Genomic DNA, 26,404 nt, shown 5'->3' on the forward strand with positions numbered 1-26,404 from the left:
AACAATCTTTGGCTCACATCGATTTCGGAGAAACGACATGCATTGGATCGACCCCGCAAGCCTTCCGGAAACCCGCGGCAAGGTCACGCGCTTTCTGTTGAATCCGCACGGCGAACTGGACGGGCTCGTCCTTGGCGCGCGCCAGGTGCACTTTCCGCCGCATCTGTCGAAACAGCTTGCGCGGCACGTCGCGCCGGGCGATGCGGTCCGGGTGCGCGGGGTGAAGCCCCGCAATGCGGACATGATTGCCGCCGTTTCCCTTACGACAACGAGCGGCGTGCTCATTCTCGACGAAGGTCCACACCACGAGGGGGAGAAGCATCGCAAGCCGCCTGGCGAACGCAAACCGATGGAAGCGTCCGGTGAAGTGGTGCTGTCGCTCTTCGGCCCGAAGGGCGAGTTGCGCGGGGCGTTGCTCGACGACGGCACGTCGTTGCGCATGCCGACTCACGCGGCGGCAGAGCTCGCCGAATACCTCGCCAAATACCTGGCGCCGGGCGCGCATGTCCAGGCCTGGGGGCCTGGCATCAAGAACCGCCACGGGCGAACGATCGAGGTGGACGAGATTGCCGAACTCGTCGATACGCCGGTAACGGCCTGAGCGCATGGCGGCACACGCATAACCTGGGCATCCATGAATCCCCGATACGCACTGGAAGGGCTCAACTTCTTCGTGGCCGATGTGCAGGCGGGCATCGGGCCGTTCCTTGGCGTCTTTCTGCAGGCACAGGGCTGGCATCCGGGCGCGATCGGAACGGTCATGACGCTCGGCGGCGTCGCCGGCATGCTCGCCACTTCACCGGCCGGTGCGCTCGTCGATGGCACGCGTCACAAGCGCGGCGTCGTCGTGATTGCGGCGGGCATGACGACACTCGCATCGCTCGTCCTATGGGTGTCGCACAGCTACTGGATGGTCGCCGCTTCCCAGATCTTCACGGCCGTAACAGGGGCCGCATTGGGGCCCGCGTTAGCGGGCCTGACGCTCGGTATCGCGCGCGAACAGGGCTTTGACCGGCAGTTCGGTCGCAACCAGGTGGCCAATCACGCGGGCAATGTGGTGGGTGCCGCGCTTTCGGGCTGGCTGGGTTGGCGGTATGGGTTCGGTGCGGTGTTCGTACTCGCCGGCGTATTTGGCGTGATGACGGTGACCTCGACGCTGCTCATCCGGCGCGATTCGATCGATCACGACAGTGCGCGAGGGCTGGGCGGTTCGTCGGCGGCAAGCCATGAGCACGCAAGCGGCTTTCGCGTGCTGCTGAGCTGCCGGCCGTTGCTGCTGCTGGCCGCCTCGTTGGCGATCTTCCATTTGGGTAATGCGGCGATGCTTCCGCTCTACGGGCTGGCGGTGGTCGCCGCGCACAAGGGCGATCCAGGCGCCTTCACTGCGCAGACGATCGTGGTTGCGCAACTCGTCATGGTGGTCGCGGCGTTCCTGGCGAGCCGCCTCATCCGGCGTATCGGCTACTGGGGCGTCATCCTGATCACGTTCCTCGCGCTGCCGCTTCGCGGGCTCGTTGCCGCGATGTTCATCGACGCGTGGGGCGTGTGGCCGGTGCAGGCGCTCGATGGCATCGGTGCCGGCCTGCAAAGCGTGGCGGTGCCCGCACTGGTGGTGCGACTGTTGCAGGGAACCGGGCGCGTCAACGTCGGGCAGGGCATGGTCATGACCGTGCAGGGCATGGGCGCTGCGCTCAGCCCTGCGTTGGGCGGCGTGCTCGCCCAGCACTTCGGTTACGCAACCGCCTTTCTCGTGCTGGGTGCCGTGTCGACAGGGTCGCTCGCGCTCTGGCTTCTGTTTGGCGCCGCGCTAAAAACGGCGTGCGCCATTCAGCGTGACGTCGCAAGCGATCCGTCTTTGGCCGCATGAATCCAGTTTTCCGCTCGTGAGGCAGGGTGTTCGCTCTCATGCGCGGCATCAGCCTGTGCCCGTTTGGGTGGCCCGACGTTGTCGGTCAGATCGAATGCCTTCAACGAGAGACAACTGACCAGGATCAAAGAACCCGTTGCCCGCGTGGCTAAGGTGAGATTCGGGCGCCGAATCAAGACAGTTGCTTGCTGGCCGTTGCCGGAAATTCCGGCGTGCAGCCGACCATGCAGCGCGAGGCGCGAGCGCAGGCAAGGAAAGACGGACATGGGCATGTTGAGCTGGATGTGGCATCGAAACACTGCGGTACCGCCGGCCGCAAGCGACGAGGTGCGCGACGCCGTGGAGCGCATCGTCAAGCTGCATCCGCAATTGCGGCTGGTCGGGCAGTACGAGGCACACCTTGCGCGTGCCGTGAGTGTTTCGCTGCAGTACGTCGAAGGTCTGGTCGAGTCGCTACCGCCTGCACGCGAGGCCAGCGCCGCGGCATGGTCTTCCGACGCCTGTATTCACGCGTTCTTCACCGCGCCCGACGACGTGGCCCCGGCGCTCAGCCGCTCCACCGATTTGCAGCACTTCTTCGACGAATGTCCGGCCGCCGGCGAGGTCTTCGCGGTGCTCGGCATGGCGATGACCGAACGTCGTGCGCCGGGCGCAAAACAGGTCGGCCTCGAGGTTCGCTCTGACGTCATGCGTACCACGGTCAGCTTCGGCGATTATCAAGTCCGTGTATGCGGACTCACGGAAACACTTCTGCGGCGCGAAATCGTGCGACGCGTGCTCGATCAGCTGGCCCTGGAAGGGCTCTCGCACGTCGAAGCCGATACGGCCCGGCGCGATGCACTCCAGCAGGAGCGCGCGCTGCTGAAGGCACGCATGCAGCTGCTCGAGCGGGGCGGCGTGGGCATGCGCCAGGTGATGGGCAGCGGCACGGCGCCCGACCTCGCGGAGCGCGCGAAAATCCAGTCGCTGATGGACGAGAACGAGCGCAGCCTCGCCGACCTGGGACTGCAGACCGACGCCCTGCAACGCGAACTCCAGCTGATCTGCGACGTGCTGGCCGATCCGGCTTCGCATCTCGACGTGACGAGAAAGCGCTTGCGACTCAACGCGATGAACGTGGTGCTCGAAGACAACGACCCGGCGAAGGGCGAGGAGATCGAATTTCGCCTTGCGCGCCTCCCCGCCGACCCGGGCACCTGGCGCGCATTTGCGCTCGTGCGCTTCTCGCGCGCCGACCTGCTGCCGCCCGCGAGCATGCACGAGGAGGCGAGGCACCTGGTGATCTGAGTCTGCTGCCGGCTGCCGGCTGCCGGCGGTCGGATGGTCAGTTCCTGGTGGTTTTTTCGACGGGCATCTGTCAAGCCAGATTCGAAATATCGATATACGAGCACGTTATTAGGCGGCCGGCTTTGAATCGCGACGAATGCTCGCCAAGCCCCGTCTGGCGGGCCTGGCGGGCCCGCGGCACGACGCGCGGCAGCCCTTGGCGCGAGGCGCCGCGGCTCAGGGTACGTCCCAGCCGAATCGTGACATTTCGATATACTTGCGAACTTTCCCCTAACGACTTTTCGCGGCCTTTCGCCCGCGCAGCGACCGCCCTTTTTGCCGGCGTGCCGCCCCTGTGCGCTGAGCGCGACCGCTTCCGCTCACTATGTCCGATCTCTCCACGCCGTTCGGCGGCGCGTCTAGCCGGCTCGTCAACATCAATCCGAAGCCGCTTGCCGTTGCGCTCGCGCTCGTCGTACTCGGTGCCCTCTATCTCGCGCAGACCGTCAGCGCGAAGCAGGCCACGCTGTACGTGCTGGGCGCGCTGCTCGGCATGACGCTCTATCACGCCGCGTTCGGCTTCACGTCCGCGTGGCGCGTGTTCATCGCGGACGGGCGCGGCGCCGGTCTGCGTGCGCAGATGCTGATGCTCGCAGTGGGCGTGCTGTTGTTCTTCCCGGCGCTTTCGGCCGGCACGTTGTTCGGTCATCCGGTGGCGGGCGAGGTGGCGCCCGTCGGCGTGTCGGTCCTGATCGGCGCGTTCATCTTCGGCATCGGCATGCAGCTGGGCGGCGGCTGCGCCTCCGGCACGCTCTACACGGTGGGGGGCGGCAGCACGCGCATGGTGGTCACGCTGATTGCGTTCGTCGTCGGTTCCGTGGTGGGTACCGCGCATCTGCCGTTCTGGAGCGCGCTGCCGCATCTGCAGCCCATCTCGCTCGTGAAAACGCTGGGCGCGGGCCCCGCCATCGCGCTGAACCTCGTGGTGTTCGCGTTGATTGCCGCGCTGACCGTGCTGATCGAAAAACGCCGTCACGGCCGTCTCGTGAGCGACGACGCACCGAACACGTCGTCTTGGCTGCGTGGCCCGTGGCCGCTGCTCGTGGGCGGCGTGGTGCTCGCCGTGCTCAACTTCGTGACGCTTGCGATCTCGGGCCGTCCCTGGGGCGTCACGTCGGCGTTTGCGCTGTGGGGTGCCAAGGCGTTCTCGGCAATGGGCGTCGACGTTGCGAGCTGGCATGTGTGGAGCACCGGCCCGAACGCGGCGGCGCTCGCCGCCCCAGTGAGCCACGACGTGAAGTCGGTGATGGATATCGGCATCGTGATCGGCGCGATGGTGGCTGCATCGCTCGCCGGCCGCTATGCGCCGGTGTGGCGGCTGCCGCTGCGCTCGCTGATCGCGGCCGTGGTGGGCGGGCTGCTGCTCGGCTACGGCGCGCGTCTTGCGTACGGCTGCAATATCGGCGCGTATTTCAGCGGCATCGTGTCGGGCAGCCTGCACGGCTGGCTGTGGCTCGTCGCGGCGTTTCTCGGCAACGTGGTGGGCACGAAGCTGCGTCCGGCATTCGGGCTCGCCGTGGAGCGCGTGAAGCAGACGGGTTGCTGATCGCAGCGGCTTCGGCCACGAATTCCGGTGCTGGATGCAGCAAGGAAGGCAACGCCTCGCGCGTTGCCTTTTTTTATTCGACGGGAAGGCAGCAGGCGGGGTGCGCCGTCCGCTTTTTTCGATCACTCAAAGGAAGCCGCATGTACTCGTCCACCTTCGTTTTCAAGGCCGGTCAATTCGACGACGAGTTCCATCGCCTCGACAAACAGATCGCGGAAGCCGCGCGCGCGATTCCCGGCTATCTCGGCGAGGAGACCTGGGAGAACGCAAGCGCGGGGCTGATCCAGAACATCTACTACTGGGAGTCGGAAGCGGCGCTGCGGCAATTGATCGAGCATCCGGCGCACCGCGAAGCGAAGGGCAAGCAGGCGCGCTGGCTCGACGGCTACCGCGTCGTGATCGCGAAGGTCATCCGGCAATACGGCGACGGCGGAGTTTGAACCTGGTTCGAACCTGGTGTGAGTCTGGTATGAGCGCGGCGCACGCTCGCATGACCCCTCGCGTGCTTACTCGAGCGTTCGTATCGAATTGCTGATGCCTCGCGCGCAATCGATTACGGCCGGTGCGAGCTTTAGCCGTGCGTCGTCGAAAGTCCATCGGCTGGTGGGCGCCACCACGTGTACCGCGGCGACGGGGCGCCCCTGGCTTCCCACCACCGGCGCCGCGATCGACATATCGCCAATGAACAACTCTTCGCGGTTCGTGGCATAGCCGTTCTGGCGCACTTCGGCGAGCAGTTCGCCGAGCCGTGCCACGTCGGTCACGGTGTTCGCCGTGAACGCCACGCGATTCATCTGCTCGAGGCGCGCGCGTGCCTCGTCCGCGGGCAACGCGCTCAGGAATGCGCGCCCGCTGCCAGTGCAATACATCGGGATGCGGCTGCCGATGGGCATGTGTATCGGCACGAACTTCGTCGAGACGAAGCGCGAGACGTACACCATCTCGTCGTCATCGGGCTCCGTGAGGTTGGTCGTCTCGCCCGTGATGTTCGTGAGTTCCGAGAGGAACGGATTCGCCACGTCGATCAAGGTGTCCGCAGCCAGATAGTTGAAGCCGATCTGCATCACGCGCGGCGCCAGCTGGTAGCGGCGCGTGAGCGGATGTTTGCGGATATAGCCCAGCTTCTCCAGCGTGTAGACCATGCGCTGCGCCGAGCTTTTGGACATCGACGCCGCCTCGGCCACTTCGGCCAGCGTCATCGTGCGGCGCTTCGCGCTGAACGCGCGCAGCACGTTCAACCCCTTTTCCAGCGACTGATTGAAGAGCAGGTCGGTGCCGTTTCCGGCGTCATTGTCGGCAGGCGAATTGTCCATCGTGGTCCGTCCGTTGAACGCGCGTTGAATGCGGGGTGAGTGCAATACCGCATCATATCGTATCGAATATCGATACACAAAAATCTATTTGCGATTTTTTTGATTCGACTATCATGATCTCGCGGTCACAAAACAACATTGCCGACGGTTCATGTCGATCCGGCGGCGCCTTGCCAGGAGAAATGCATGGTCACGTTCGTCAAACGCCTTACCTTGCTTGCAGCCGGCTTTGCCACCTGTTTCGTCATTTCCTCGGGCGCCGCGCGCGCCGAGCCCACCTGGAAGGTGGGCGCAACGGCCACGGGTGTGCCGTTCACGTTCCTCGACGTCAAAACCAATTCCATTCAGGGAATGATGGTGGATGCTATCGAAGCGGCGGGCCGCGCGGGTGGCTTCAAGGTGGAGGTGCAGCAGAGCGTGTTTTCCGCGCTGATTCCATCGCTGACCACGCAGAAGATCGACATCATTTCCGCGGCCATGCTGAAGACGCCCGCGCGCCAGCAGATCGTCGATTTTTCGGACACGGTCTATTCGTACGGCGAAGGGCTCGTCGTGCGGGCCGACGACAAAGGCCACTACACCTCGATGGACGATCTCAAGGGCGAAGTGGTGGGCGCGCAGGTGGGCACGGCGTTCGTCGATGCGTTGAACAAGAAGGGCATCTTCAAGGAAGTGCGCACCTACGATTCCGTCGCGGACATCATGCGCGACGTGGCGCTGGGCCGGATCAAAGCGGGTTTCGCCGATCAGCCCATCGTGGCCTATCAGCTGCAGCAGGGTGCCAATCCGCAGGTGCGGCTCGTGCCGGAGTATCAGTCGGCGGTGAAGGGGCAGGTGTGCTTCGTCGTGCGTAAGGGCGACACGGCCATGCTCGAACAGCTGAACTCGGCCATCAGGAAGATGAAGACCGACGGCACGCTGCAGCAAATTCTGCAGAAGTGGCACATGAGCTAACGGCGAGACGTTGCGCTGTATTCGAAGCCGTCCGTGCCTGATAGCGGCCCGGACGATCTGCGAAGTGTGTCGGGAGACGCGATGTTCGTGCAGAACGCAATCGACTTTTTGCCGATCCTGCTGAAAGGCGCAGTCATCACGATCGAGATCACGGCCTGTGCATTCGTGCTCAGTTCGGTCCTCGGTCTGGTGCTCGCGTTGCTCAAGGTGTCGCGCAACCGTGCCGCATCGGCGTTCGGCAGCACCGTGATCAATCTGATCCGCGGGCTACCGATCATCGTGCAGCTCTTCTACATCTATTTCGTGCTGCCGGACCTGGGCGTGCAGCTGTCGGCGTTTCAGGCCGGGGTCATCGGGCTTGGCATCGCTTACTCCGCGTATCAGGCGGAAAACTTTCGCGCGGGCATCGAAGCCATCGACCACGGGCAGATTGAAGCCGCGCACGCCATCGGCATGCGCGGCCCGCTCATCATGCGGCGCGTGGTGCTGCCGCAGGCCTTCAGGATCGCGCTGCCGCCCTACGGCAATACGCTCGTCATGCTGCTGAAAGACTCGTCGGTTGCCTCCACCATCACCGTTGCCGAAATCACGCGCGCGGGGCAACTGATTGCGTCGTCGACCTTCCAGAACATGACGGTCTACACGCTCGTCGCGCTGCTGTATCTGGTGCTGAGCCTGCCGCTGATGTTCGGCGTCAACCAGCTTGGCAAGCGGCTCGCCGTGAGGAAAAGTCGATGATCGAAATCAACGCGATACACAAGCGCTTTCACCACCAGGAAGTGCTCAAGGGTGTGAGCCTCAACGTCGAGGCGGGCGAAGTGGTGTGCCTGATCGGGCCGTCCGGGTCGGGCAAGTCGACCGTGCTGCGCTGTATCAACGGCTTCGAGACCTACGATTCCGGGTCCATCACGATAGACGGCGTGCGCGTGGATGCGCACGCGAAGAACATTCACGAATTGCGCATGCGCGTGGGCATGGTGTTTCAGCGCTTCAACCTGTTTGCGCACAGAACGGCCCTCGAAAACGTGATGGAAGGCCCGGTCTATGTGCGCCGCACGCCGGTTGCGCGGGCGCGCGACGAGGCGCGGCACCTGCTCGATAAGGTCGGCCTCTCGCATCGGATGAATGCGTATCCTGCGGAGCTTTCGGGCGGTCAGCAGCAGCGTGTGGCGATTGCGCGCGCGCTTGCCATGGAGCCTGCGGCGCTGCTCTTCGACGAGCCCACGTCCGCGCTCGATCCCGAGCTGGTGGGCGAAGTGCTGGCCGTGATGCGCGCGCTCGCACGCGACGGCATGACGATGGTGGTCGTCACGCACGAAATGGCCTTCGCCCGCGAAGTGGCCGACCGCGTGTGCTTCCTGCACGGCGGCACGATCTGCGAGACGGGGGCCGCGCGCGAGGTCCTGAGCCATCCCCAGCATCCGCGCACGCAGGACTTCCTGCGGCGCCTGCTGTCTCCTGACGGCACGCCCGCCGGCGCTAACCCGAACTGAACATGATCGAAGTGAAAGAAGGTGCAATGCTGCCCGATTCGTTGTGGGCCGCAACGGCGCAGCCTGCGCCCGATACGCCGGCTCTGCGCGAGTCGGTATCGTGCGACGTGGCGATCGTGGGTGCAGGGTTCACGGGCCTCTCGACGGCCTTGCATCTGGCGGAGCGCGGCGTGAAGGTGTGCGTGCTCGATGCCGCGCAGCCGGGGTGGGGCGCCTCGGGCCGCAATGGCGGTCAGGTGATTCCCGGGCTCAAGTACGACCCCGACGAACTCGTGCAACGGTTCGGCGAAACAGCGGGCAATCGTCTGGTGGAGACGGTGGGCGGCGCGGCCGACAGCGTGTTCGAACTGATCGAGCGGTACGGCATCGATTGCGAGGCGGTACGGGGCGGCTGGATCCAGCCAGCGCCGTCGCGTGCGATGCTCGAAACCGTGACGCGCCGTGCGCAGCAATGGGCGGCGCGCGGCGCGAAGGTCAGCCTGCTCGATGCCGCAGGGGTTTCGCAGCGGCTTGGCACGAGCGCTTATGTGGGCGGATGGATCGATCACCGTGCCGGCAGCATCCAGCCGCTCAGCTATGTGCGGGGTCTCACGCGCGCGGCCCAGAAGCTCGGCGTTGCCGTGCATGGACACACGTCGGTCACGCGCCTCTCGCGTGACGCACGCGGCTGGCAGGTGCAGACGCGCGGCGGCGCGAACGTGGTCGCGCAGCACGTCGTGATCGCGACCAACGGCTATACCGGGGCGCTTTGGCCGGGCCTGCGGCAGTCGGTGATCGCGGCGAACAGCTTTATCGTCGCTACGCGGCCGCTGGCTCCCGGCGTGGGCGACGCCATTCTGCGCGGCGGTGAAGTGGCCTCCGATTCGCGTCGTCTTTTGCTGTACTTCCGGCGCGATGCGGCCGGGCGGTTGTTGATGGGCGGTCGCGGGCCTTTTTCGGACCCGCGTGCGAACAACGACTGGGCGCACCTGGAGCGCGCCGTCGAGTTGATGTATCCGCAATTGAAGGGCATCGAGTATGAGTATCGGTGGGCGGGGCGCGTCGCGATCACGGCCGATTTTCTGCCGCACGTCCACGAGCCGGCACCGGGGCTCAGCATCGCGCTTGGCTACAACGGCCGCGGCATTGCGATGGCCACGACGCTAGGCAAGCATCTTGCCGCGCGCATTGCAGGCGACGCCCGCGCTCCGTTTCCGTTTGCCGTCACCGCGGTCAAACCGATCCCATTCCATGGGCTGCAGCGCTTTTACATCGCGGCGGGCGTTGCGTGGTACCGGCTGATGGACGCCATCGCCTGAGCGCGACAAGACCTTCCTCCAGCGCCGCAAACCTCGGCGCACCTTTCTTGCTACACGGTAGAGCCCGCTGCATGTGCTGCATGTGCAGCAGGTTCGCGGGCGCAACGTCCGTCACGTGAAAGCCGCCGTCCACTGGAGGAAAGCCATGCAACGCATGAACGCAAGGGTGTGTGCCGCAATTGTTGTCGCGATGAGTCTGCTGACCGCGGCGTGCGGCGGCGGAGGAAACGGCTCGGGCAGTAGCGCCGGCACGGCGGGCCCCGCTGGCGGCGTGCATCTCCAGGTGGTGTCGTTCGGCGACAGCCTCTCGGACGTCGGCACCTATGCGCCGCTTGCGAGCGCCTTGGGCGGCGGACGCTTCACGACCAACCCTGGCCAGGTGTGGACGCAGGATGTCGCGCAGTACTACGGCGACACGCTGACGCCCGCCTTCTCGATCGACGCCAGCCACAAGCTCAGCGCGCAAAGCGGTCTGGGCTACGCAGAGGGCGGCGCCACGGTGGCCACGCCCGCGAACCTGTACGACTACCTGACCGACGTGCTGGGCAACATCGAAATGCCCATGAACCAGCAGGTGTCGAGTTATCTGGCCGCGCATGGAAGCTTCAACGCGAACCAGCTGGTGCTGGTGTGGGCCGGCGCGAACGACGTGCTGCGTGCCGGCTCGCTGCCCGCTGCCGCGCCCACGGTGCAAACGGCGGCGAACACGCTCGTCCAGCTCGTCGCGCAGATCGTGCAGAGTGGGGCGACGCACGTCGTCGTGGTCAATCTGCCCAACATCGGGCTGTCGCCCAAAGGCGTGACGTCCGCGGACGGCGGCGCGAATCTGACGCAGCTTTCGCAACGCTTCAACGACACGCTGAACGCGGGTTTGCAGACCAACGGTCTTCAGAGCAAGGTCATCGAGATCGATGCCTTCACCTGGCTCAACCAGGTTGTCGCGAATTTCCAGGCCAACGGCTTCGCCGTCTCTAACACGGGCACGGCGTGCGACCCCGCGAAGACGCCGCACGACACCGCATTGCTCTGTTCACCGGCCACCTACACGACGCCCAACGCCGACCAGACCTACATGTTCGCCGACGACCTGCATCCCGCCACCCGCCTGCATACGCTCTTCGCGCAGTTCGTGGAGCAACAGATTGCGAAGAGCGGGCTCGGGCGCTGAGCAGTGTGCGGAACTACTGCGGCGCGCCGTCCCACGCGGGCAGCGTGGCGCCGCGATAAACCTTCAGGATTGCGGCGGACACATTGGGTTGCTGATAACTCTCCACGAGGTCATGGACCCACGGCGCGTTCGCGTCCTGCTCGTTCACGGCGATGAAGTTGCGATACGGATTGTTCGGCACCTTCTCCTGCGCGATGCGTTCCTGCGGAATCTTGATGCCCGCCTTGATGGCCCAGTCGGTGTTCACGACGGCCGCATCGAGGTCGCCGATGGCACGGCCGACGATGCCGGCATCGAGTTCCTTGACGTGCAGATTCTTCGGATTCCGTTCGATATCGCGCGCCGTCGGCAAGAGACCCACGGCGGGCTTCAGCGTGATGAGGCCGAGCGATTGCAGCAGGAGCAGCGCGCGCCCTTCGTTGCTCGGGTCGTTTGGCACGCCCACTGTCGCGCCTTGCGGAAGGTCGGCAACGGACTTCACCCTGCGCGAATAGAGGCCGATGGGCTGCACATAGGTGTAGCCCACGGGCACGATCTTGTAGCCGCGCGCCTTGATCTGCGCCTCGAGGTAGGGCTTGTGCTGAAACGAGTTGGCATCGAGGTCGTGCTGGGCCAGCGCCTCGTTGGGCTGCGTGTAATCGGCGAACGTGGTGATCTTGATGGCGAGGCCATGCTTTGCCGCGTTGGCGGCAACCACTTTCCAGACGTCTTCGTCCTCGCCGGACATGATGCCGACGCGAAGCGTCTTTTCCGTGGTTGCGGCCGAGGCCGTATTCGCAATACTCCAGCCGAGAAGGAGCGCCGTCAGCGCCGTACCGAGCAGTTTTCGTTTGTGCATGTGGGGTTCGTTTTGGGGTTCGACAGGGCTCGATGCTAGAGAACGGCATGACGGGCTGACAAATATTTTTGTCTGCGTTCCTCATGCCGTGGGTGGTTATATGGACAGGTCGAATCGTGCATTAGAAAGGGCGCCGCCGGAGCCATCATTGGGCACACGCGGCGAGCGCCTGTGCTAGAGCATCGCGTCCGGAAGGGTTTTGAAAGAACGCTTCCAGCGTCGTGTGTTCTTCTTTGGCGATCTGCGCGAGACATCGCGCGTTGTTCACCGGAACGCTTTTCATTGAAGAGACGGCGGCTGTGACGAACAGCGCGATGGATATTGCCGTGATCGTGAGCCCTGCAATCCACTTTTGTGCGTCACGGGTTATCGCCAGGCGTTGCTTGCGTGGCGCGATGCACTTCTTCGATTCTCGTATCGCAGTGCCTTTCATGCCGGCTCCATTTGGTTAGCATAACAACTATTTGTGATCAAAAAAGGCGTTAGTCCAACGCCTTTCTGACGTCCCGCATGCTGCTGATCGTTGTGTCGAACAAGCCGGTCCCGATTCGTCCGCGCAGTGCCTTGGCGACGTTGGCGCTTGCCGCATTGATCGGTTTGTCGAGCGCCTTGCCCGCGGCTGTGGGGTATAGACACCATTCTCTGCCGTCGGATTTTCCTTGCCGGCGCTCCACAAGCTTCTTCTGGCAAAGGTTGTCGACGAGTCGCGTCGCCGTGGGACGGGCAATGCCCAGCATGTCGGCGACCTGGCTGGCGAGACATCCGGGCGAGGCGAGCACGACGCGCAAAACGAAGCCCTGCGGCGGCGTGAGGTCGAATGGGGCATAAACAGCGGTCCATTCTCGCTCAACGAGGCGGGCCAGGGCAGCAGAATTGAAATACAGGCAGTGATCGAACATGGCGGCGATTAGACCATGAAGTGGTTAGCAACGCAATCATATGTGGCTTCGTGTCGGCCTGGAAGTTCTCCAGGCGCGAACCGACGCATTTCGGCCCGTAGGCCTTCCTTGCCCTCATCCTCGCCGCCCATATCACTCCCGCTTCGAAGCATTCGGTATTCTGGCCGGGACGCGCGCGCGGCGCGCTTTTAAGATAGCGGGTTGAACCCGCTCCCATTCCGTGCTGGAGGCAAGATCCATGTCCTTATCATCCGAGTCCGACTTCTCATCGATTCAGCGGACGATTGACCGTCTCGTGCAAGACTTCGCCGCAACGGCTGCCGAGCGCGACGCGCGCGGCGGCACGCCGAAAGCGGAGCGCGATGCGCTTCGCGGCAGCGGTCTGCTTGCGCTCTCCATTCCGAAGCAGTACGGCGGGCAGGGCGCGAACTGGATCGAAACGCTCGATACCGTGCGGCAGTTCGCGCGCGTGGACAGCTCCATCGCGCACGTCTACGGTTTTCATCATCTGCTGCTGGCCACGGTGCAACTGTTCGCGCGGCCCGCTCAGTGGGAGCCCTGGTTCGAAGAGACAGCACGCCACAACCGGTTCTGGGGCAACGCGCTCAATCCGCTCGACAAGCGGACCGTCGTGCGTAAAGTCGATGGCGGCTATGAGTTTTCAGGCCGCAAGAGCTTTTGCTCCGGTGCGTTCGATTCGGACATGCTGATTGCGTCCGGCGTGGATGAAGCCAGCGGCAAGCTGCTGATTGCCGCGGTGCCCACCGCGCGCGCGGGCATCACCATCCCTTCGGACTGGGACAGCTTCGGCCAGCGTCAAACCGATAGCGGCAGTGCCGCGTTCGATCAGGTACGCGTCCAGGAAAGCGAAATGCTGCTCGATCCGGGGCCGCTCAGCACGCCGTTTGCGTGCCTGCGGCCGCTGCTTGCGCAATTGATCTTCGCGCACCTGTTTCTCGGCGTGAGCGAAGGCGCGTTCGCGCAGATGAAGCACTACACGCTGCACGAGTCGCGGCCGTGGTTCAAATCGCCCGCGAAGAGCGTGAACGAAGATCCTTACACGCTGTTGCGCTATGGAGAGTTTTGGGTAGGCCTGGAAAGCGTGCGGCTTCTCGTGCAGCAGGCGGCGTCGCGATTCGACGCGGCATGGAACGAAGGCACCGCGCTGGACGAAGCAGGACGAGGGCAGGTGGCCGTGGCGGTGGCAACGGCGAAGGTAGCGGCCACGCGCGTGGGGCTCGATCTGACGAGCCGGCTGTTCGAAGTGGCCGGTGCTCGGGCCACGCAAGGCGCGCTGCGACTCGACCGCTTCTGGCGCAATCTGCGCACGCAAACGCTGCACGATCCCGTCGATTACAAGCTTCAGGAACTCGGCGAGTGGGCGTTGAACGATACGTTGCCGTCGCCTTCTTTCTATTCGTAGACGACTCGCTGACGGATTCCTGCGGGACCACCGCAGGACCGCTCAGGACCGCTCAGGACCGTGGGGACCGCTGCATCATTCCGGACCTATATACGGGCACGTCCGCCGTTGTCCCGTTACCTTTTATTACGCCGCCTTCCCGCTTTCCCCGCCGGTGCTCACGCCGGCGGGCGATTCCCCGTCGCAACGATGGCTTCCCCCTCAAGTTTGTCCCGTGCCCGACGATAACCCGGACATACAGGTTGCTGGAACGGACCGCAGCAAGCGAGCACCACCACCATCGTCCTGTTACTCAACCGGATACCCAACCGAATTCATTAGAGGAAGCCATGCTGAACATCAACACCAACATCCTGTCGCTGACGACGCAGACCAACCTGTCCGGTTCGCAAAGCGCCTTGTCGCAAGCCATTACGCGTCTGTCGTCGGGCAAGCGCGTGAACACCGCCGCTGACGACGCCGCCGGCCTCGCGATCGCCACGACGCAAACCGCCGCCATCAACGCGCTGAACCAGGGCGTGATGAACGCGAACAACGGCATTTCGATGGTGCAAACCGCCTCGGGCGCGATCTCGTCGACCGTGGCCAACCTGCAGCGTATCCGCCAGCTGGCCGTGGAATCGGGCGACGGCTCGCTCGGCTCGGCAGCGCAAGCGAACCTGCAGACTGAAGTCACGACGCGTCTGACGGAAATCAACCGCGTTGAAACGCAAACGACGTTCAACGGCCAGAGCGTGCTGGGCGGCCTCGGCAGCGTGAACTTCCAGATCGGCGCATCGGCCAACCAGACGATCACGGCGAACTTCGGTTCGACGACGTGGAACGCGTCGGGCCTCGGCGTCTCGGGCATCGACATCTCGACGACCTCGGGCGCGCAGAACGCGATCACGGCAATCGACGCCGCGCTGGCGCAAGTCAACAACTTCCAGGCAACGCTGGGTGCAACGCAGAACACGTTCCAGTCGGCCATCACGAACACGCAGACGGAATCGACCAACCTGAGCGCCGCCCAGTCGCAGATCGTCGACGCGGACTTCGCTTCGGAAACGGCGAACCTCTCGAAGGCGCAAGTGCTGCAACAAGCCGGTATCTCGGTGCTCGCGCAAGCGAACTCGCTGCCGCAGCAAGTGCTGAAGCTCCTGCAATAAACGTCCACGCAGTACCTTCGGTGACGCGCCTCTTGCGGGGTGCGTCACTTTTTTTGGAACGGGCTCTACGCGGCTTTCGGGCGGCGTAGGGCTCGTTTCGCTTTTGGGGCTCGTTCTCTATTGGCCGCAGACCCGGCTAGCATGGCTTTCTCACATCGATAACGCTCTGAAAATAGGGCGCAATAAAACGCCTCCGGTACGGCAATTGCTCATTCCCCGTGCCGAAACGCGCAGCCCACGGCGGACTCTGCATCGGCAAGACACGCAGTCTTCGCGGCCTTCGGGCCGCGCGGGAGACGCACATGCACCGCTTGCTCCACCTCCGCGAGGTACAGGCCCGCGCCACCGCGCGCCGCGGTACGGCCTTCGCGACAATGGCATGCCTCATCGTCGCAATTTGCGCGTCGTGCGGCGGGGGAGGCGGTGGATCCGGCAGCGCAGCCGCAACGTCCACGCCGTCCGCGCCGGTCAACACCACGGTATCGTCCCCCACGGACGTGCTCATGTATCACAACGACGCCGCGCGCACGGGCCAGTACCTGGCCGAAACGACGCTCACGCCGGCCAACGTCAATTCCACGCATTTCGGCAAGGTCGCGTTCCTCGCCGTGGACGGCAAGGTGGACGCGCAGCCGCTCTACGTGAGCAGCCTCTCGATTGGCGGCAAGCCGCACAACGTGGTCTACGTTGCCACCGAGCACGCCAGCGTCTACGCATTCGATGCGGACACCAACACGCCGTTCTGGCAGCGTTCGCTGCTGGGCCCGGGCGAGACCACGAGCGACGATCGCAACTGCCAGCAAATCACGCCTGAAATAGGCATTACCGCGACACCGGTGATCGATCGCACGCGCGGCGCGAATGGCGTGCTCTATGCCGTCGCCATGAGCAAGGACGCGAGCGGCGCCATTCACCAACGCCTGCACGCGCTCGATCTCACGACGGGCGCCGAGGCGCTCGGCGGGCCGGCGCAGATCGCCGCGACCTATCCCGGCGCGGGCGCGAACAGCAGCAACGGCGTGACGGTGTTCGACCCGCAACAATACGCGGAGCGCCAGGCGCTCGCGCTTGTCAACGGCAACGTGTATCTGGGGTGGACCTCGCATTGCGATCAGGGCGTGTATGGCGGCTGGGTGATGGCGTACAGCGCCGGCACGCTCGTGCAGACCAGCGTGCTCAATCTCACGCCGAACGGCAGCGAGGGATCGGTATGGATGAGCGGCGCGGGCATGGCCTCGGATGGCGCCTCGCTCTATCTGCTCGACGCGAACGGCACGTTCGATGCCACGCTCGACGCACAGGGCTTTCCGTCGAGCGGCGACTATGGCAACACGTTCTTGAAGCTCGCGACTTCGCCTCGCCTCGCAGTCGCGGATTATTTCGCGACCTTCGATACGGCGGCGCTTTCGTCGCGAGATCAGGACCTCGGCTCGGGCGGCGCGCTGGTGCTGCCCGATCTCGCCGACGCGAGCGGCACCGTGCGTCATCTTGCGGTGGGCGCCGGCAAGGACGCGAAGATCTACGTCGTGAATCGCGACGCCATGGGCAAGTTCAACAGCTCGACCAACGTGATCTGGCAGGAGATAGACGGGCAACTCGCGGCCGGCGTGTTCGGCATGCCGGCGTTCTACGGCAACACGGTCTACATCGGCGCGCTCGGCGACCACCTCAAGGCGTTTCCGATCAACGCTGCACGTCTCGCCACTGCGCCGGCTTCGCAAAGCGCAGGCACGTTCCAGTATCCCGGCGCGACACCCAGTATTTCCGCGAACGGATCGAGCAATGCCATCGTCTGGGCCGCGGAGAACGGCAGCGTCGCGGCGCTGCACGCGTTCGACGCCGGCAATCTCGCCAACGAGCTGTACAACAGCAACCAGGCCGGCTCGCGCGACACGTTCGGCGCCGGCAACAAGTTCATCACGCCGATGATCGCGCATGGGCACGTGTATGTCGGCACGACCAGCGGCGTGGCGGTGTTCGGACTGCTGCCGTAGTGCCTTTTACAGAAGAGAAAGGCCGGGCACGCCGCATGCGCGCTCTCACGACAGCATCCCGATGAGCACTCGAGTACGTGAGGTGGATATGCAGAACGCCGAAGCCAATCCTACCCAGCAGCAGCAAAAAGAGATGGCCGCGAAAAGCCCGGCCAAGACGCCCGCGGCCGGTGATTCGCCCGACGCCGCCACGCAGGCGAAGGAGTTCGGACAGACCCGGCACGCCGGCTCCGCCGAGGCGACTTCGACCCGCGATAAGTCCGCGTTGCCGTCCATCGACATGGACAAGGTGACGCGCGAGGCGGGAGACCCGGTGCAGCGCGCGAACAGCCGCATTGTTTCCGTGGACAGCGCGGGCATGGACGCAACCGACAACACCGTGGACACCGACGGCAAGTCGCTGGAAGCGAAGCGGGACGCGTCGGTCTGGCACGACAACGTCGTTACGTCGAATGCCACGCTCGACAACTACATTCCGGCGCCCGCAGCCGGGCTGGGCGGCGTGGACAGCAGGCCGGCCGGCAACCTGCCGGAGGTGCGGGCGCGCGACGGTTATCGCGTGGTGTATTGCGGCACGGTGTACCGCGAAGAGTCGAATGGCACGAAGGCCGAACAGATGATCCGGTTCGAGCGCATCGGCAACGATCCGGAATAGCGGTTCGGGCGAAGCGAACGGGTGTGGCGGGGCTGTGAGGTGGGGGCTTCGCCGCGTGACTTGCAACGCTGCCGCCGCGCCGCTTGTGGGGGCCGCGGCAGCGTTATGGGCTGAAGGTGGGCTTGAGAGGGGCGGGGCCCACTGCGGGCTGCGCCACGCCCCGCTCAAGCCGCCTGATTAAGCCGCCTGATCGCCGCCCGCCAATGCACGCCGCAGCAATTCCTCGACGAGACCGTTCATGCCGTCAGGATGCCCGGCCGCGCGCGCCTTGAGCGTTTCCACGAGCTCGCTGTCCAGCTTGCAGGCGAACGGCACGAGCCCCTTCGCCTGGTCCAGCTTGCGCTGCTCCTTGCGGCTCACGGGTGCTTCGGTCGCGCCCTTGCCGAAGCGATCGGAATGCGTCTGTTTCATCGAATGAGTCAGCTTGAGCGCCTTGTTCTTCTCAAGGTCGGTTTTCTTCATTGCCATACGAGGGCTCTTTTCGGGAATCGGAGAGCCCGTATTGTACGCACCGGCCACGCGGGGTCTTCGCTTTCAGCTTTGGGGCAGGCGCTGCATGAAGCGGCCGACCAGCGCCGCTACTTCGTCTGCGCGTTCGTCCAGCGCGAAATGACCGGCGTCGATCACGTGAATCTCCGCATGGGGCAGATCGCGTTGGTACGCCGCGGCCTCGGCCACCTGGAACGACGGATCGTAGCGGCCCCACACCACGAGCGTGGGCGGCTGCGTCTTTCTGAGCCACGCCTGCCACGCGGGATACGACGCCACGTTGGTCCGGTAGTCGTAGAAAAGGTCGGTCTGGATTGCCTTCTGCCCCGGGTGTGTGAGAAACGCGTATTCGTCGGTCCACAGGTCCGGGTCGTAGCGCTCGGGATGCGGGCTCGTGCCCACGTGGCGCTGCTTCGTCGTGTCGAACGAAAGGAAGGTGCGCTGCAAGTCGGCTTCGTTGGCTTCGCGGTTTGCCCAGAACGCGCGGCGCTTTTCCCACAGCGGGCCGAGGCCGTCTTCGTGCGCCACCGCGTTCTGCACGATGAGCCCGGTCAGGCGCTCGGGATGCGCAAGCGCGAGCCGAAAGCCGACCGGTCCGCCGTAGTCCTGCACATACATCGCGTAGCGCTGCACGCCCAGCGTTTCGAGGAAGTCGTTCGTGACGGCCGCGAGATGGTCGAACGTGTAGGCGAAGTCCTGCGGTGCGGGCGCATCGCTATGGCCGAAGCCGGGGTAGTCCGGCGCGATCAGATGGTAGCGCTCCGAGAGGCGCGCGAAGAGCGGCTCGAACATCCGCGACGACGACGGAAAGCCGTGCAGCAGCAGGATAGCGGGCGCATCGCTCGGGCCGGCTTCGCGATAGAAGATGTCGAGGCCGTCCACCTTCACGGTGTGGTACGTGGTGGGGTGGCGCGGCGCGCCGGCATTGACGGCACGTGCATGGCTGGCTGAACCTGAAGCCGAAGCTGAGGCCGAGGCCAACGCGGCCGACGCGCCCAGCGTGGCGAGTACGGCAAGCAGAATCTTCTTCATGACGGGTCCCGATCGATGATGCGAGCCGCACGGCGTGCGGTTGTCGCGATGGAGGTGAGTCTAGGATCGGGACCCTTGCGGCGGAAGTCGTCGAGGGTTTTAAAGTCAGTTCACCTGGAGTGGACAATGCGCCGGGCCTTTACTTGCGCTCATCCTCCACATACGCCCGAATCACTTCCACGAACGATGCATCCCCATGCAGCCCCAGCCGTTCGGCCCGCGAGGTGTCCCAGCGGCCCGGCCAGCTCACCACGATCTTCGCGATGCGGTCGTCCACTTCATGGCGAATGCGCTTCACTGCGTCGTCGCCGGCCACTTCGCGCAGCGCCGCGATCATCTCGTCCACGCTGACCGAGATGCCCGGCAGATTGACGACGCGCCGGTTGCCCGGCAGCGCATCGAGCACCGCGGCGTCGAGTTCGCAGCCCGCCACCAGCGCGTCGATGGCGCGGCGCGGCGAGAGCAGCCACAGGCGGGTGGAGCGCGGCACGGGGCACACGCTCGTCTCGCCGTTCAGCGGCTCGCGAATGATGCCGCTCGCAAACGACGACGCCGCCGCGTTCGGCCGCCCCGGCCGCACGCTGATGGTGGGCAGGCGCAGCACGCGGCCGTCCACGAAACCGCGGCGCGTGTAGTCGTTGAGCAGCAGTTCCGCCATCGCCTTCTGCGTGCCGTATGACGACTGCGGGTTCAGTGCAGTGTCGTCGCGCACCACGTCGGGCAGCGTGCCGCCGTAGACGGCGACCGAACTCGTGAACACCACACGCGGACGGTGCCCGCGCGCGCGGCACACCTCGAGCAGCGTGCGCGAGGCGTCCAGATTGATGCGCATGCCCAGATCGAACTCCGCTTCCGCCTGGCCGCTCACGATGGCGGCGAGGTGGAACACGGCGGCCGTGTCGGTATCGATGGCCTGTTCCAGCACCGCGCGATCGGCGATGTCGCCCACCATCGTCTTCACGCGCACATCGCTGAAATCAGGGGCCGCGGCCACGTCGAGCAGCACGAGCATCGAAATCTTTTCGGCGCGACCGTTCGGGCCCGCGAGTTCGCCGCGTTCGAGCAGCCTGCGGGCGAGGCGCTGGCCGAGAAAGCCGGCGCCGCCGGTGATCAGTACCTTCATGTCATGTGCCTCGTTTGAATAGCTGAAACAGCAACGGTGATGGTTGCAGATACAGATTCGAATGGAGCCGCAAGACCGGACCGCGCCTCACAGATAAGGCTTGAGCCAGCCAAGCCCATCGGAGGTGGCCGCCTTCGGCCGGTACTCGCAGCCAATCCAGCCGTCGTAGCCCAGCGCATCGATCAGCTCGAACAGGTACGGGTAGTTCAGTTCGCCGATGTCCGGCTCGTGCCGCTCCGGCACGCCCGCAATCTGGATGTGGCCGATGCCCGCGAAGTCGCGCTTGAGTTTCATCGCGAGGTCGCCTTCCACGATCTGGCAGTGGTAGCAGTCGAACTGCACCTTCAGATTGGGCGCGCCCACTTCGGCGCGAATCGCATGCGCGTCGTCCTGGCGGTTGAGGAAATAGCCCGGCATGTCGCGCGTGTTGATGGGCTCCATCAACACGGTGATGCCCTGCGTGGCGGCGGTTCGCGCGGCATAGGCGAGGTTCGCGACGTAAGTCGCGTGATAGCGCGCGCGGTCTGCGCCCGCCGCGACGAGCCCGGCCATGACATGCAGCTTCGTGTTGCCGAGCACGCTGGCGTAGCGCAAGGCCGTATCGATGCTGCGCTTGAACTCGTCTTCGCGGCCCGGCAACGCCGCGATGCCGCGTTCGCCCGCGGCCCAGTCGCCGGGCGGCGCGTTGAAAAGCGCCTGTACGAGGCTGTGTTCGTCGAGCTGGGCGCGCAGCGCCTCAACTTCGAAGTCGTACGGGAACAGATATTCGACGGCCTTGAAACCGTCGCGCGCGGCAGCGGCGAAGCGGTCGAGGAACGCGTGCTCGTTGTACATCATCGAGAGGTTGGCAGCGAAGCGAGGCATGGCGGCAAGTCCTGAAAGGTGAGTGGGGCGCAGGGCACGCGCGCGACGTGCCCGCGCAGATTATGGGTTGACCCGCGTCGTCGGCGTGGGCCACGGCAAGGGTGCCGATCACGTAGCGGCTCGCGGAGCCTGTGCTTACGCAGTGCGGAAACCCTTCCACGTAGCCGCGTCCGCAGGGCGTGCAAAAAACGGCTACCAGCGTGCGCCGAAAGTCGAGCGCAATTCGTCGATGGCTGTTTCGGCAAGCGGCTCGGGCCTCGGTTGCGTCATGAGCCAGAGCCGTGCTGTCTCCTCGAGTTCTTCGAGTGCATACGACGCCTGCGAGACCGACTCGCCCCACATCACGGGGCCCAGGCGTTCCAGCAGCACGCCGCGCACGCGATCCGCGAGTGCTGCCACTTCGGCGGCAACCTCGGGGTCGCCGGGCCGGCGATAGCGAATGAGCGGCACGTGTCCCACTTTCATGACGTAGTACGGCGTGATGGGCGGCACCACGTCGGTCTCGCGCCACACGCCCGCGAGCGTGAGCGCGACGAGATGCGTGGAATGCGTGTGCACGACGCCGTGCGCTGCCGCATTGCGTGCATAGATGCCGCGATGCAGGGTCAGCGTCTTCGACGGCCTGGCGCCCGACACGGCCACACCGTTCGCGTCCACCTTCGCGATCTGCGCGGGATCGAGCCGGCCGAGGCACGCGTCTGTGGGCGTGATGAGCCAGCCGTCCGCGAGGCGTGCGCTGATGTTGCCCGCGCTGCCCACGGCATGACCGCGTGCATAGAGGCTCGCGCCCACCGTGCAGATTTCTTCGCGCAGCTTCGCTTCGGCGCTCATCAGTGGGCTCCTTGCAGTTCGCGCAGCGCCTTCTCGAAGAAGTCCACGGCGCCGAAGTTGCCCGACTTCAGCGCGAGGCCGAGCGGCCGCGCGCCGATGGTCGCGGTGGCGGGCACGCCCGGGTCGATCTGCGCGCCGATCTGCAACGACTTCACGCCGAGTGCCTGCACGACGGCGCCCGAGGTCTCGCCGCCTGCCACGACGAACTTCGTTACGCCGGCTTCGCGCAGGCCCTGCGCGATGGCGGCGAGCGTGCTTTCCACGAGGTGCCCTGCGGCCTCCACGCCGAGCGTCTGCTGCACGGCCTTGACTTCGTCGGGCGTGGCGGTGGCGTAGATCAGCACGGGCTCGGGCAGATGACGGCGCGCAAAGGCGAGTGCTTCGTCGACGACAGGCTCGCCGCGCGAGGCCGCGAGCGGGTCGATGCGAAACGCCGGACGATGCGCGCGCCACGCCGCCACCTGGGCGTTGGTCGCCTTCGACGCGCTGCCCGCCAGCACCGCGGCATGGCCTTCGATGCGCGGCAGCGCGTCCGCGTCGTCGCGTTCGGGCAAGAGCCCGGCGCGGCGGAAATTCGCGGGCAGGCCGAGCGCGACGCCGGAGCCGCCGGTCACGAGCGGCAGGTCCGCGCAGGCTTCGCCGAGCACGTAGAGATCGCGGTCTGTGAGCGCGTCCGCAATCGCGAGGCGCACGCCTTCGGCGCGCAGCTGGTCGATGGAGGCCCGCACGGCCGCAGCGCCCAGCGCGATCGCGTCGTAGCGAACCAGGCCGACCTTCGATGCCGTCTGCCGTTGCAGCACGCGCACGAGGTTGGCGTCTTTCATCGGCGTGAGCGGATGGTGCTCCATGCCCGATTCGTTGAGCAGCGCGTCGCCCACGAAGAGATGCCCGCGGTAGACCGTGCGTCCGTTTTCGGGGAACGCGGGGCAGGCAATCGTGAAGCCGCTGCCGGAGGCATTGGCCAATGCATCGCTCGACACATCGCTCAGTGCATCGAGCAGCGCATCGGCCACGGGGCCGATGTTGCCCGCGTCCGTGGAATCGAACGTCGAGCAGTACTTGAAGAAGAACTGGCGACAGCCCTGGGCGCGCAGCCATTCGAGCGCGGCGAGCGATTGCGCGACGGCGTCCGCAGCGGCAATCGTGCGCGACTTCAGCGCGACCACGATGGCGTCGGCGGCGAGCATCGGCGCGCCGTTTGCATTTTCGTTTGCGTCGGGCTCGGGCACGCCGATGGTCTGCACCGTGCGCATGCCGCTCTTCACGAGCATGTTGGCGAGGTCGGTGGCGCCCGTGAAATCGTCGGCAATGCAGCCGAGCAGGGGACGGGAAGCGGTTTGGGCGGTTTGGATTTCGGTATCGGTACTCATGAGGGGCTCATGAAAGACGTTCTTTGCAGGCCTTCACAACGCTCGAGGCGCTGCGTTTGCAGATCAGCGGGCGCCCGGCAGCGTGATGCCGGGGAAGGTCTTGATGACCGCGGCGTCGTCTTCGCCGCCGTGGCCGGCGCTCGATGCGCTCATGAACATCTGGTGCGCCGTGGCCGACAGGGGTAGCGGGAATTTCGTGCGGCGCGCGGTGTCGAGCACGAGGCCCAGGTCCTTCACGAAGATGTCCACGGCGGACAGCGGCGTGTAGTCGCCGTTCAGGATGTGCGGCACGCGGTTCTCGAACATCCACGAATTGCCGGCGCTGTGCGTGATGACGTCGTAGAGCGCATCGGGGTCCACGCCTTCGCGCAGGCCGAGCGCCATGGCTTCGGCTGCCGCGGCAATGTGCACGCCCGCGAGCAACTGGTTGATGATCTTCACCTTCGACCCGGCGCCGTGCGCGTCGCCCAGCCGATAGACCTTGCCCGCGATGGCGGCGAGCACGTCTTCGCACGCGGCGTAGGCGGTGGCCGGGCCCGAGGTCATCATCGTCATCTCGCCCGATGCCGCGCGCGCGGCGCCGCCGGAGACGGGCGCGTCGAGCATCTGCACGCCGGCCGCCTCGATACGCTTGCCGAGCGCCACGGCGAAGTCCGGCGCGACCGTGGCGCTCGCTATCACGACGCTGCCCGGCTTCATGGCGGCCACGGCGCCGTGCTCGCCGAACAGCACGGTTTCGGTTTGCGCCGCGTTCACGACGAGCGTGATCACCACGTCGCATTGCGCGCCAACGTCAGCTGGCGTGGCGCAGGCCACTCCGCCTTCAGCAGCAAACGCTTCGAGCACGTGGGCACGCACGTCGCAGGCGTGCACGCGAAAACCGGCGCGCAACAGCGAGCGGGCAACGCCCAGGCCCATGGCCCCCAGGCCGATGACTCCAACATTTCGTGACATGGCAGATCCTGGTCGATTCGCAAGAGAGAGCGGCGCGTTATTGCCGCCGCGTTCCGTGCATTCAGCGCATTCAGCGCGTTCAACTGATGCCGGCTTCCGCGAGGCGGCGCGCGGCGTTGTACAGATGCGTGCGGGCCGCGTTGCGGGCCGCCATGGGGTCGCGCGAGCGAATCGCGTCCACGATGGCCGCGTGCTCTTCGCGGACCTGCCGCGAGAAGTCCTCGCGCGTGGCTTCGTTGCCGCGCGTCACCTTCATGCCGGCTTCGAGGTACTGGTTCAGAAACGAGAGTGTCTTGAGGAAGTACGGGTTGCCCGTCACGACCGCGATGGCGCGATGAAACGCCATGTCTTCGGCCACGCCGTCGCGGCCTTCGGCCACGGCTTCGTTGATGCGGCGCAGGGCGGCGTCGATCTCGTCCATGCCGGCGGCGGTGCAGTGCAGGGCGGCCTCGGCGGCCACCTCGGCCTCGATGGCGCGGCGCACGGCGAGCAGATGCGCGAGCGAACCCGACGACTCCACGGCCTCCGCGTAATCGATGCGCAGCGGCCGGATGGCCGCATGCCGCGCGATATAGACGCCGCTGCCCTGGCGCGGCTCGACCACGCCTTCGCTCTTGAGCCGCGAAACGGCTTCGCGGATCACCGTGCGGCTCACGCCGAATTCGCGCGCGAGCACGGCTTCCGTGGGCAGCTTGCCGGTGCTGTTGAAGCTGCCGGCGTCGATCTGCGCGAGCAGTTGCTGGGCGACGCGCTCGCTCATGGCAGGCGCGGAAATGGTCTCGAACATGGTGCTTAGGTGATCGGGTGATATGGTCATCATACAAATCTGAGCGCACGACGACATTCGGGATAACCCTCGACGGCGGCGTGCTTCCGGTTGCCCTGGGTCCCCGCCGTTACGGCGACGGCGCGTCCGCGTAGATCACTTCGACGCCCATACCGTCGAGCCACTTCGCGTATTCGGGCGCGAGGCCCCGGTCCGTCACGACCGTATGCACGCGGTCCATCGCACCGAACGTGGCGAACTCGCGGCGGCCGAACTTCTGCGAATCCGCGAGCAGATAGACGTGCCGCGCGGCGCCGATCATGCCGCTCTTCACGTGCAGGTCGATGAAGTCGGGATACGAGATGCCGCCTTCCTTCGAGACGCCGCCCGCCGCCAGAAACAGCTTGTCCACGAACATGCCTTCGAAGAACGCCGACGCCTTCTCGCCGGACACGGCAAGCGTCTCCGGCATGAACTGGCCGCCTGTGAGCATTACGCGGTTCGACGGTTCGTTGCCAAGCAGCATCGCGATGTTGAGCGCGTTCGTGACGATGCGCAGATGCTGGCGGCCCACCAGGTTCTTCGCCATTTCGGTGGTGGTGGCGCCGCAGTCGAGGATCATGGAGTCGCCGTTGCCCACCAGCGTGGCCGCCTTCGCGCCGATCCACACCTTGGCGGCCGTGGGTTGCAGGTGACTCATGCCCGTGCCGTCGAACATGTACGAGAGCGTCTTGAGGCGCACGAGCCCGTGCACGCGCTCCACGAGCCCGTCGCGTTCCAGCGCGTCGACGTCCTTGCGGATGGTGGGCATGGAGACGTTGAAGGTGCGCGCGAGGTCCGAGAGCCTCACGGCTTTCATGTCGCGCACGCTCGCGTAGATGTTTTCCCAGCGGGTTTTCTGATCCATCGTGCTTTCCGGTAGGGCGCCTGCGGGCCGGCCGTCGCATCGCGTCGTGGGTGGCGATGCCGGGCGCAGCTGCGCATGGCTTCTTGCGTATGGTTTCCGTCGATTATAGCGCGGCTTTCTTTTTGGAAAGTCATGTGACGCGTTGC

28 protein-coding genes are annotated in these 26,404 nt (G+C 65.4%); 14 read left to right on the plus strand and 14 right to left on the minus strand.

Translation table 11 applies throughout. The features are described 5' to 3' along the window. The first annotated feature begins 37 nt into the window (after window positions 1–37). Both PXJ20_RS27170 and PXJ20_RS27175 read left to right on the plus strand, forming a co-directional pair. Window positions 38–601 (plus strand): hypothetical protein, encoded by a 564-nt coding sequence (locus PXJ20_RS27170; RefSeq protein ID WP_421032561.1) that lies wholly within the window; start codon window positions 38–40, stop codon window positions 599–601. A gap of 33 nt (window positions 602–634) precedes the next feature. Next, window positions 635–1,867 carry an MFS transporter gene (locus PXJ20_RS27175; protein ID WP_421032560.1) on the plus strand — a complete coding sequence of 411 codons (1,233 nt, stop codon included), beginning with the start codon at window positions 635–637 and terminating at the stop codon, window positions 1,865–1,867. Here PXJ20_RS27175 and PXJ20_RS27180 read toward each other — a convergent pair. Then, the gene (locus PXJ20_RS27180; RefSeq protein WP_421032559.1) at window positions 1,828–2,139 is read right to left on the minus strand and encodes a hypothetical protein; all 312 of its coding nucleotides are present in this window, start codon (window positions 2,137–2,139) and stop codon (window positions 1,828–1,830) included. The genes PXJ20_RS27175 and PXJ20_RS27180 overlap by 40 nt on opposite strands. Here PXJ20_RS27180 and PXJ20_RS27185 point away from each other — a divergent pair. From PXJ20_RS27185 to PXJ20_RS27195, 3 genes are all read left to right on the plus strand, one after another. Beyond that, window positions 2,132–3,154 (plus strand): hypothetical protein, encoded by a 1,023-nt coding sequence (locus PXJ20_RS27185; RefSeq protein ID WP_199541234.1) that lies wholly within the window; start codon window positions 2,132–2,134, stop codon window positions 3,152–3,154. The genes PXJ20_RS27180 and PXJ20_RS27185 overlap by 8 nt on opposite strands. Before the next feature lie 364 nt (window positions 3,155–3,518). After that, window positions 3,519–4,739 (plus strand): YeeE/YedE family protein, encoded by a 1,221-nt coding sequence (locus PXJ20_RS27190; protein WP_277599569.1) that lies wholly within the window; start codon window positions 3,519–3,521, stop codon window positions 4,737–4,739. A 140-nt stretch (window positions 4,740–4,879) separates the two neighbouring features. Beyond that, window positions 4,880–5,179: an antibiotic biosynthesis monooxygenase family protein gene (locus PXJ20_RS27195; protein ID WP_017778238.1), complete on the plus strand. Its 300-nt coding sequence runs from the start codon at window positions 4,880–4,882 to the stop codon at window positions 5,177–5,179. 66 nt (window positions 5,180–5,245) lie between these two features. On the opposite strand, the gene PXJ20_RS27200 is transcribed toward PXJ20_RS27195, so the two are convergent. After that, window positions 5,246–6,052 (minus strand): IclR family transcriptional regulator, encoded by an 807-nt coding sequence (locus tag PXJ20_RS27200; RefSeq protein WP_277599570.1) that lies wholly within the window; start codon window positions 6,050–6,052, stop codon window positions 5,246–5,248. 186 nt (window positions 6,053–6,238) lie between these two features. Between PXJ20_RS27200 and PXJ20_RS27205 the strand changes: the two genes are divergently transcribed. From PXJ20_RS27205 to PXJ20_RS27225, 5 genes are all read left to right on the plus strand, one after another. Further along, complete coding sequence (locus tag PXJ20_RS27205) at window positions 6,239–7,006, plus strand: ABC transporter substrate-binding protein (protein ID WP_421032558.1); 768 nt, start codon at window positions 6,239–6,241, stop codon at window positions 7,004–7,006. 81 nt (window positions 7,007–7,087) lie between these two features. Further along, window positions 7,088–7,744 carry an amino acid ABC transporter permease gene (locus tag PXJ20_RS27210; protein ID WP_042303179.1) on the plus strand — a complete coding sequence of 219 codons (657 nt, stop codon included), beginning with the start codon at window positions 7,088–7,090 and terminating at the stop codon, window positions 7,742–7,744. Continuing rightward, window positions 7,741–8,499 carry an amino acid ABC transporter ATP-binding protein gene (locus PXJ20_RS27215; RefSeq protein ID WP_017778242.1) on the plus strand — a complete coding sequence of 253 codons (759 nt, stop codon included), beginning with the start codon at window positions 7,741–7,743 and terminating at the stop codon, window positions 8,497–8,499. The genes PXJ20_RS27210 and PXJ20_RS27215 overlap by 4 nt, the downstream gene beginning before the upstream one ends. Before the next feature lie 2 nt (window positions 8,500–8,501). Next, window positions 8,502–9,797 carry an NAD(P)/FAD-dependent oxidoreductase gene (locus tag PXJ20_RS27220; protein ID WP_421032557.1) on the plus strand — a complete coding sequence of 432 codons (1,296 nt, stop codon included), beginning with the start codon at window positions 8,502–8,504 and terminating at the stop codon, window positions 9,795–9,797. A gap of 145 nt (window positions 9,798–9,942) precedes the next feature. Beyond that, on the plus strand, window positions 9,943–10,965 hold the full coding sequence (locus PXJ20_RS27225; protein WP_421032556.1) for an SGNH/GDSL hydrolase family protein: 1,023 nt from the start codon (window positions 9,943–9,945) through the stop codon (window positions 10,963–10,965). A 13-nt stretch (window positions 10,966–10,978) separates the two neighbouring features. On the opposite strand, the gene PXJ20_RS27230 is transcribed toward PXJ20_RS27225, so the two are convergent. The 3 genes from PXJ20_RS27230 to PXJ20_RS27240 form a co-directional block, all read right to left on the minus strand. Further along, window positions 10,979–11,803 (minus strand): MetQ/NlpA family lipoprotein, encoded by an 825-nt coding sequence (locus PXJ20_RS27230; protein ID WP_421032555.1) that lies wholly within the window; start codon window positions 11,801–11,803, stop codon window positions 10,979–10,981. A gap of 145 nt (window positions 11,804–11,948) precedes the next feature. Further along, window positions 11,949–12,236, minus strand: coding sequence for a hypothetical protein (locus PXJ20_RS27235; RefSeq protein WP_421032554.1), 288 nt, complete (start codon window positions 12,234–12,236; stop codon window positions 11,949–11,951). 49 nt (window positions 12,237–12,285) lie between these two features. Beyond that, entirely contained in the window at window positions 12,286–12,702 is a 417-nt protein-coding gene (locus tag PXJ20_RS27240) for a MarR family winged helix-turn-helix transcriptional regulator (RefSeq protein WP_421032553.1), read from the minus strand. Window positions 12,703–12,940: 238 nt separating this feature from the next. On the opposite strand from PXJ20_RS27240, the gene PXJ20_RS27245 reads away from it, so the two are divergent. The 4 genes from PXJ20_RS27245 to PXJ20_RS27260 all read left to right on the plus strand — a co-directional run bounded on the left by PXJ20_RS27245 (window position 12,941) and on the right by PXJ20_RS27260 (window position 17,922). Continuing rightward, a complete protein-coding gene (locus PXJ20_RS27245) occupies window positions 12,941–14,125 on the plus strand; it encodes an acyl-CoA dehydrogenase family protein (RefSeq protein ID WP_421032552.1) in 1,185 nt (394 codons plus the stop codon). Window positions 14,126–14,454: 329 nt separating this feature from the next. Further along, entirely contained in the window at window positions 14,455–15,273 is an 819-nt protein-coding gene (locus tag PXJ20_RS27250; protein ID WP_042303184.1) for a flagellin domain-containing protein, read from the plus strand. Between the two features lie 374 nt (window positions 15,274–15,647). After that, window positions 15,648–17,267 carry a pyrrolo-quinoline quinone gene (locus PXJ20_RS27255; RefSeq protein ID WP_421032688.1) on the plus strand — a complete coding sequence of 540 codons (1,620 nt, stop codon included), beginning with the start codon at window positions 15,648–15,650 and terminating at the stop codon, window positions 17,265–17,267. Window positions 17,268–17,355: 88 nt separating this feature from the next. After that, entirely contained in the window at window positions 17,356–17,922 is a 567-nt protein-coding gene (locus PXJ20_RS27260) for a DUF3005 domain-containing protein (RefSeq protein WP_017778249.1), read from the plus strand. 177 nt (window positions 17,923–18,099) lie between these two features. Here PXJ20_RS27260 and PXJ20_RS27265 read toward each other — a convergent pair whose 3' ends face one another. The 9 genes from PXJ20_RS27265 to PXJ20_RS27305 form a co-directional block, all read right to left on the minus strand. Further along, window positions 18,100–18,390 (minus strand): hypothetical protein, encoded by a 291-nt coding sequence (locus PXJ20_RS27265; protein ID WP_017778250.1) that lies wholly within the window; start codon window positions 18,388–18,390, stop codon window positions 18,100–18,102. A gap of 66 nt (window positions 18,391–18,456) precedes the next feature. Next, window positions 18,457–19,443 (minus strand): alpha/beta fold hydrolase, encoded by a 987-nt coding sequence (locus PXJ20_RS27270; protein ID WP_421032551.1) that lies wholly within the window; start codon window positions 19,441–19,443, stop codon window positions 18,457–18,459. Between the two features lie 139 nt (window positions 19,444–19,582). Next, complete coding sequence (gene denD, locus PXJ20_RS27275; RefSeq protein WP_421032550.1) at window positions 19,583–20,566, minus strand: D-erythronate dehydrogenase; 984 nt, start codon at window positions 20,564–20,566, stop codon at window positions 19,583–19,585. An 87-nt stretch (window positions 20,567–20,653) separates the two neighbouring features. Beyond that, window positions 20,654–21,430 (minus strand): 2-oxo-tetronate isomerase, encoded by a 777-nt coding sequence (otnI, locus tag PXJ20_RS27280; protein ID WP_421032549.1) that lies wholly within the window; start codon window positions 21,428–21,430, stop codon window positions 20,654–20,656. A 192-nt stretch (window positions 21,431–21,622) separates the two neighbouring features. Then, entirely contained in the window at window positions 21,623–22,261 is a 639-nt protein-coding gene (locus PXJ20_RS27285) for an aldolase (RefSeq protein ID WP_277599582.1), read from the minus strand. Beyond that, window positions 22,261–23,631, minus strand: a complete 1,371-nt coding sequence (otnK, locus tag PXJ20_RS27290; RefSeq protein ID WP_421032548.1) for a 3-oxo-tetronate kinase — start codon at window positions 23,629–23,631, stop codon at window positions 22,261–22,263. The genes PXJ20_RS27285 and otnK overlap by 1 nt, the downstream gene beginning before the upstream one ends. A gap of 63 nt (window positions 23,632–23,694) precedes the next feature. Further along, a complete protein-coding gene (gene ltnD / locus PXJ20_RS27295) occupies window positions 23,695–24,585 on the minus strand; it encodes an L-threonate dehydrogenase (RefSeq protein WP_421032547.1) in 891 nt (296 codons plus the stop codon). A gap of 79 nt (window positions 24,586–24,664) precedes the next feature. Next, a complete protein-coding gene (locus PXJ20_RS27300; RefSeq protein WP_421032546.1) occupies window positions 24,665–25,372 on the minus strand; it encodes a FadR/GntR family transcriptional regulator in 708 nt (235 codons plus the stop codon). A 109-nt stretch (window positions 25,373–25,481) separates the two neighbouring features. Continuing rightward, entirely contained in the window at window positions 25,482–26,258 is a 777-nt protein-coding gene (locus PXJ20_RS27305) for a DeoR/GlpR family DNA-binding transcription regulator (protein WP_017778258.1), read from the minus strand. Between the last annotated feature and the right edge of the window lie 146 nt (window positions 26,259–26,404).

This window comes from Paraburkholderia sp. A1RI_3L, from assembly GCF_048957895.1.
Classification (GTDB): domain Bacteria; phylum Pseudomonadota; class Gammaproteobacteria; order Burkholderiales; family Burkholderiaceae; genus Paraburkholderia; species Paraburkholderia kururiensis.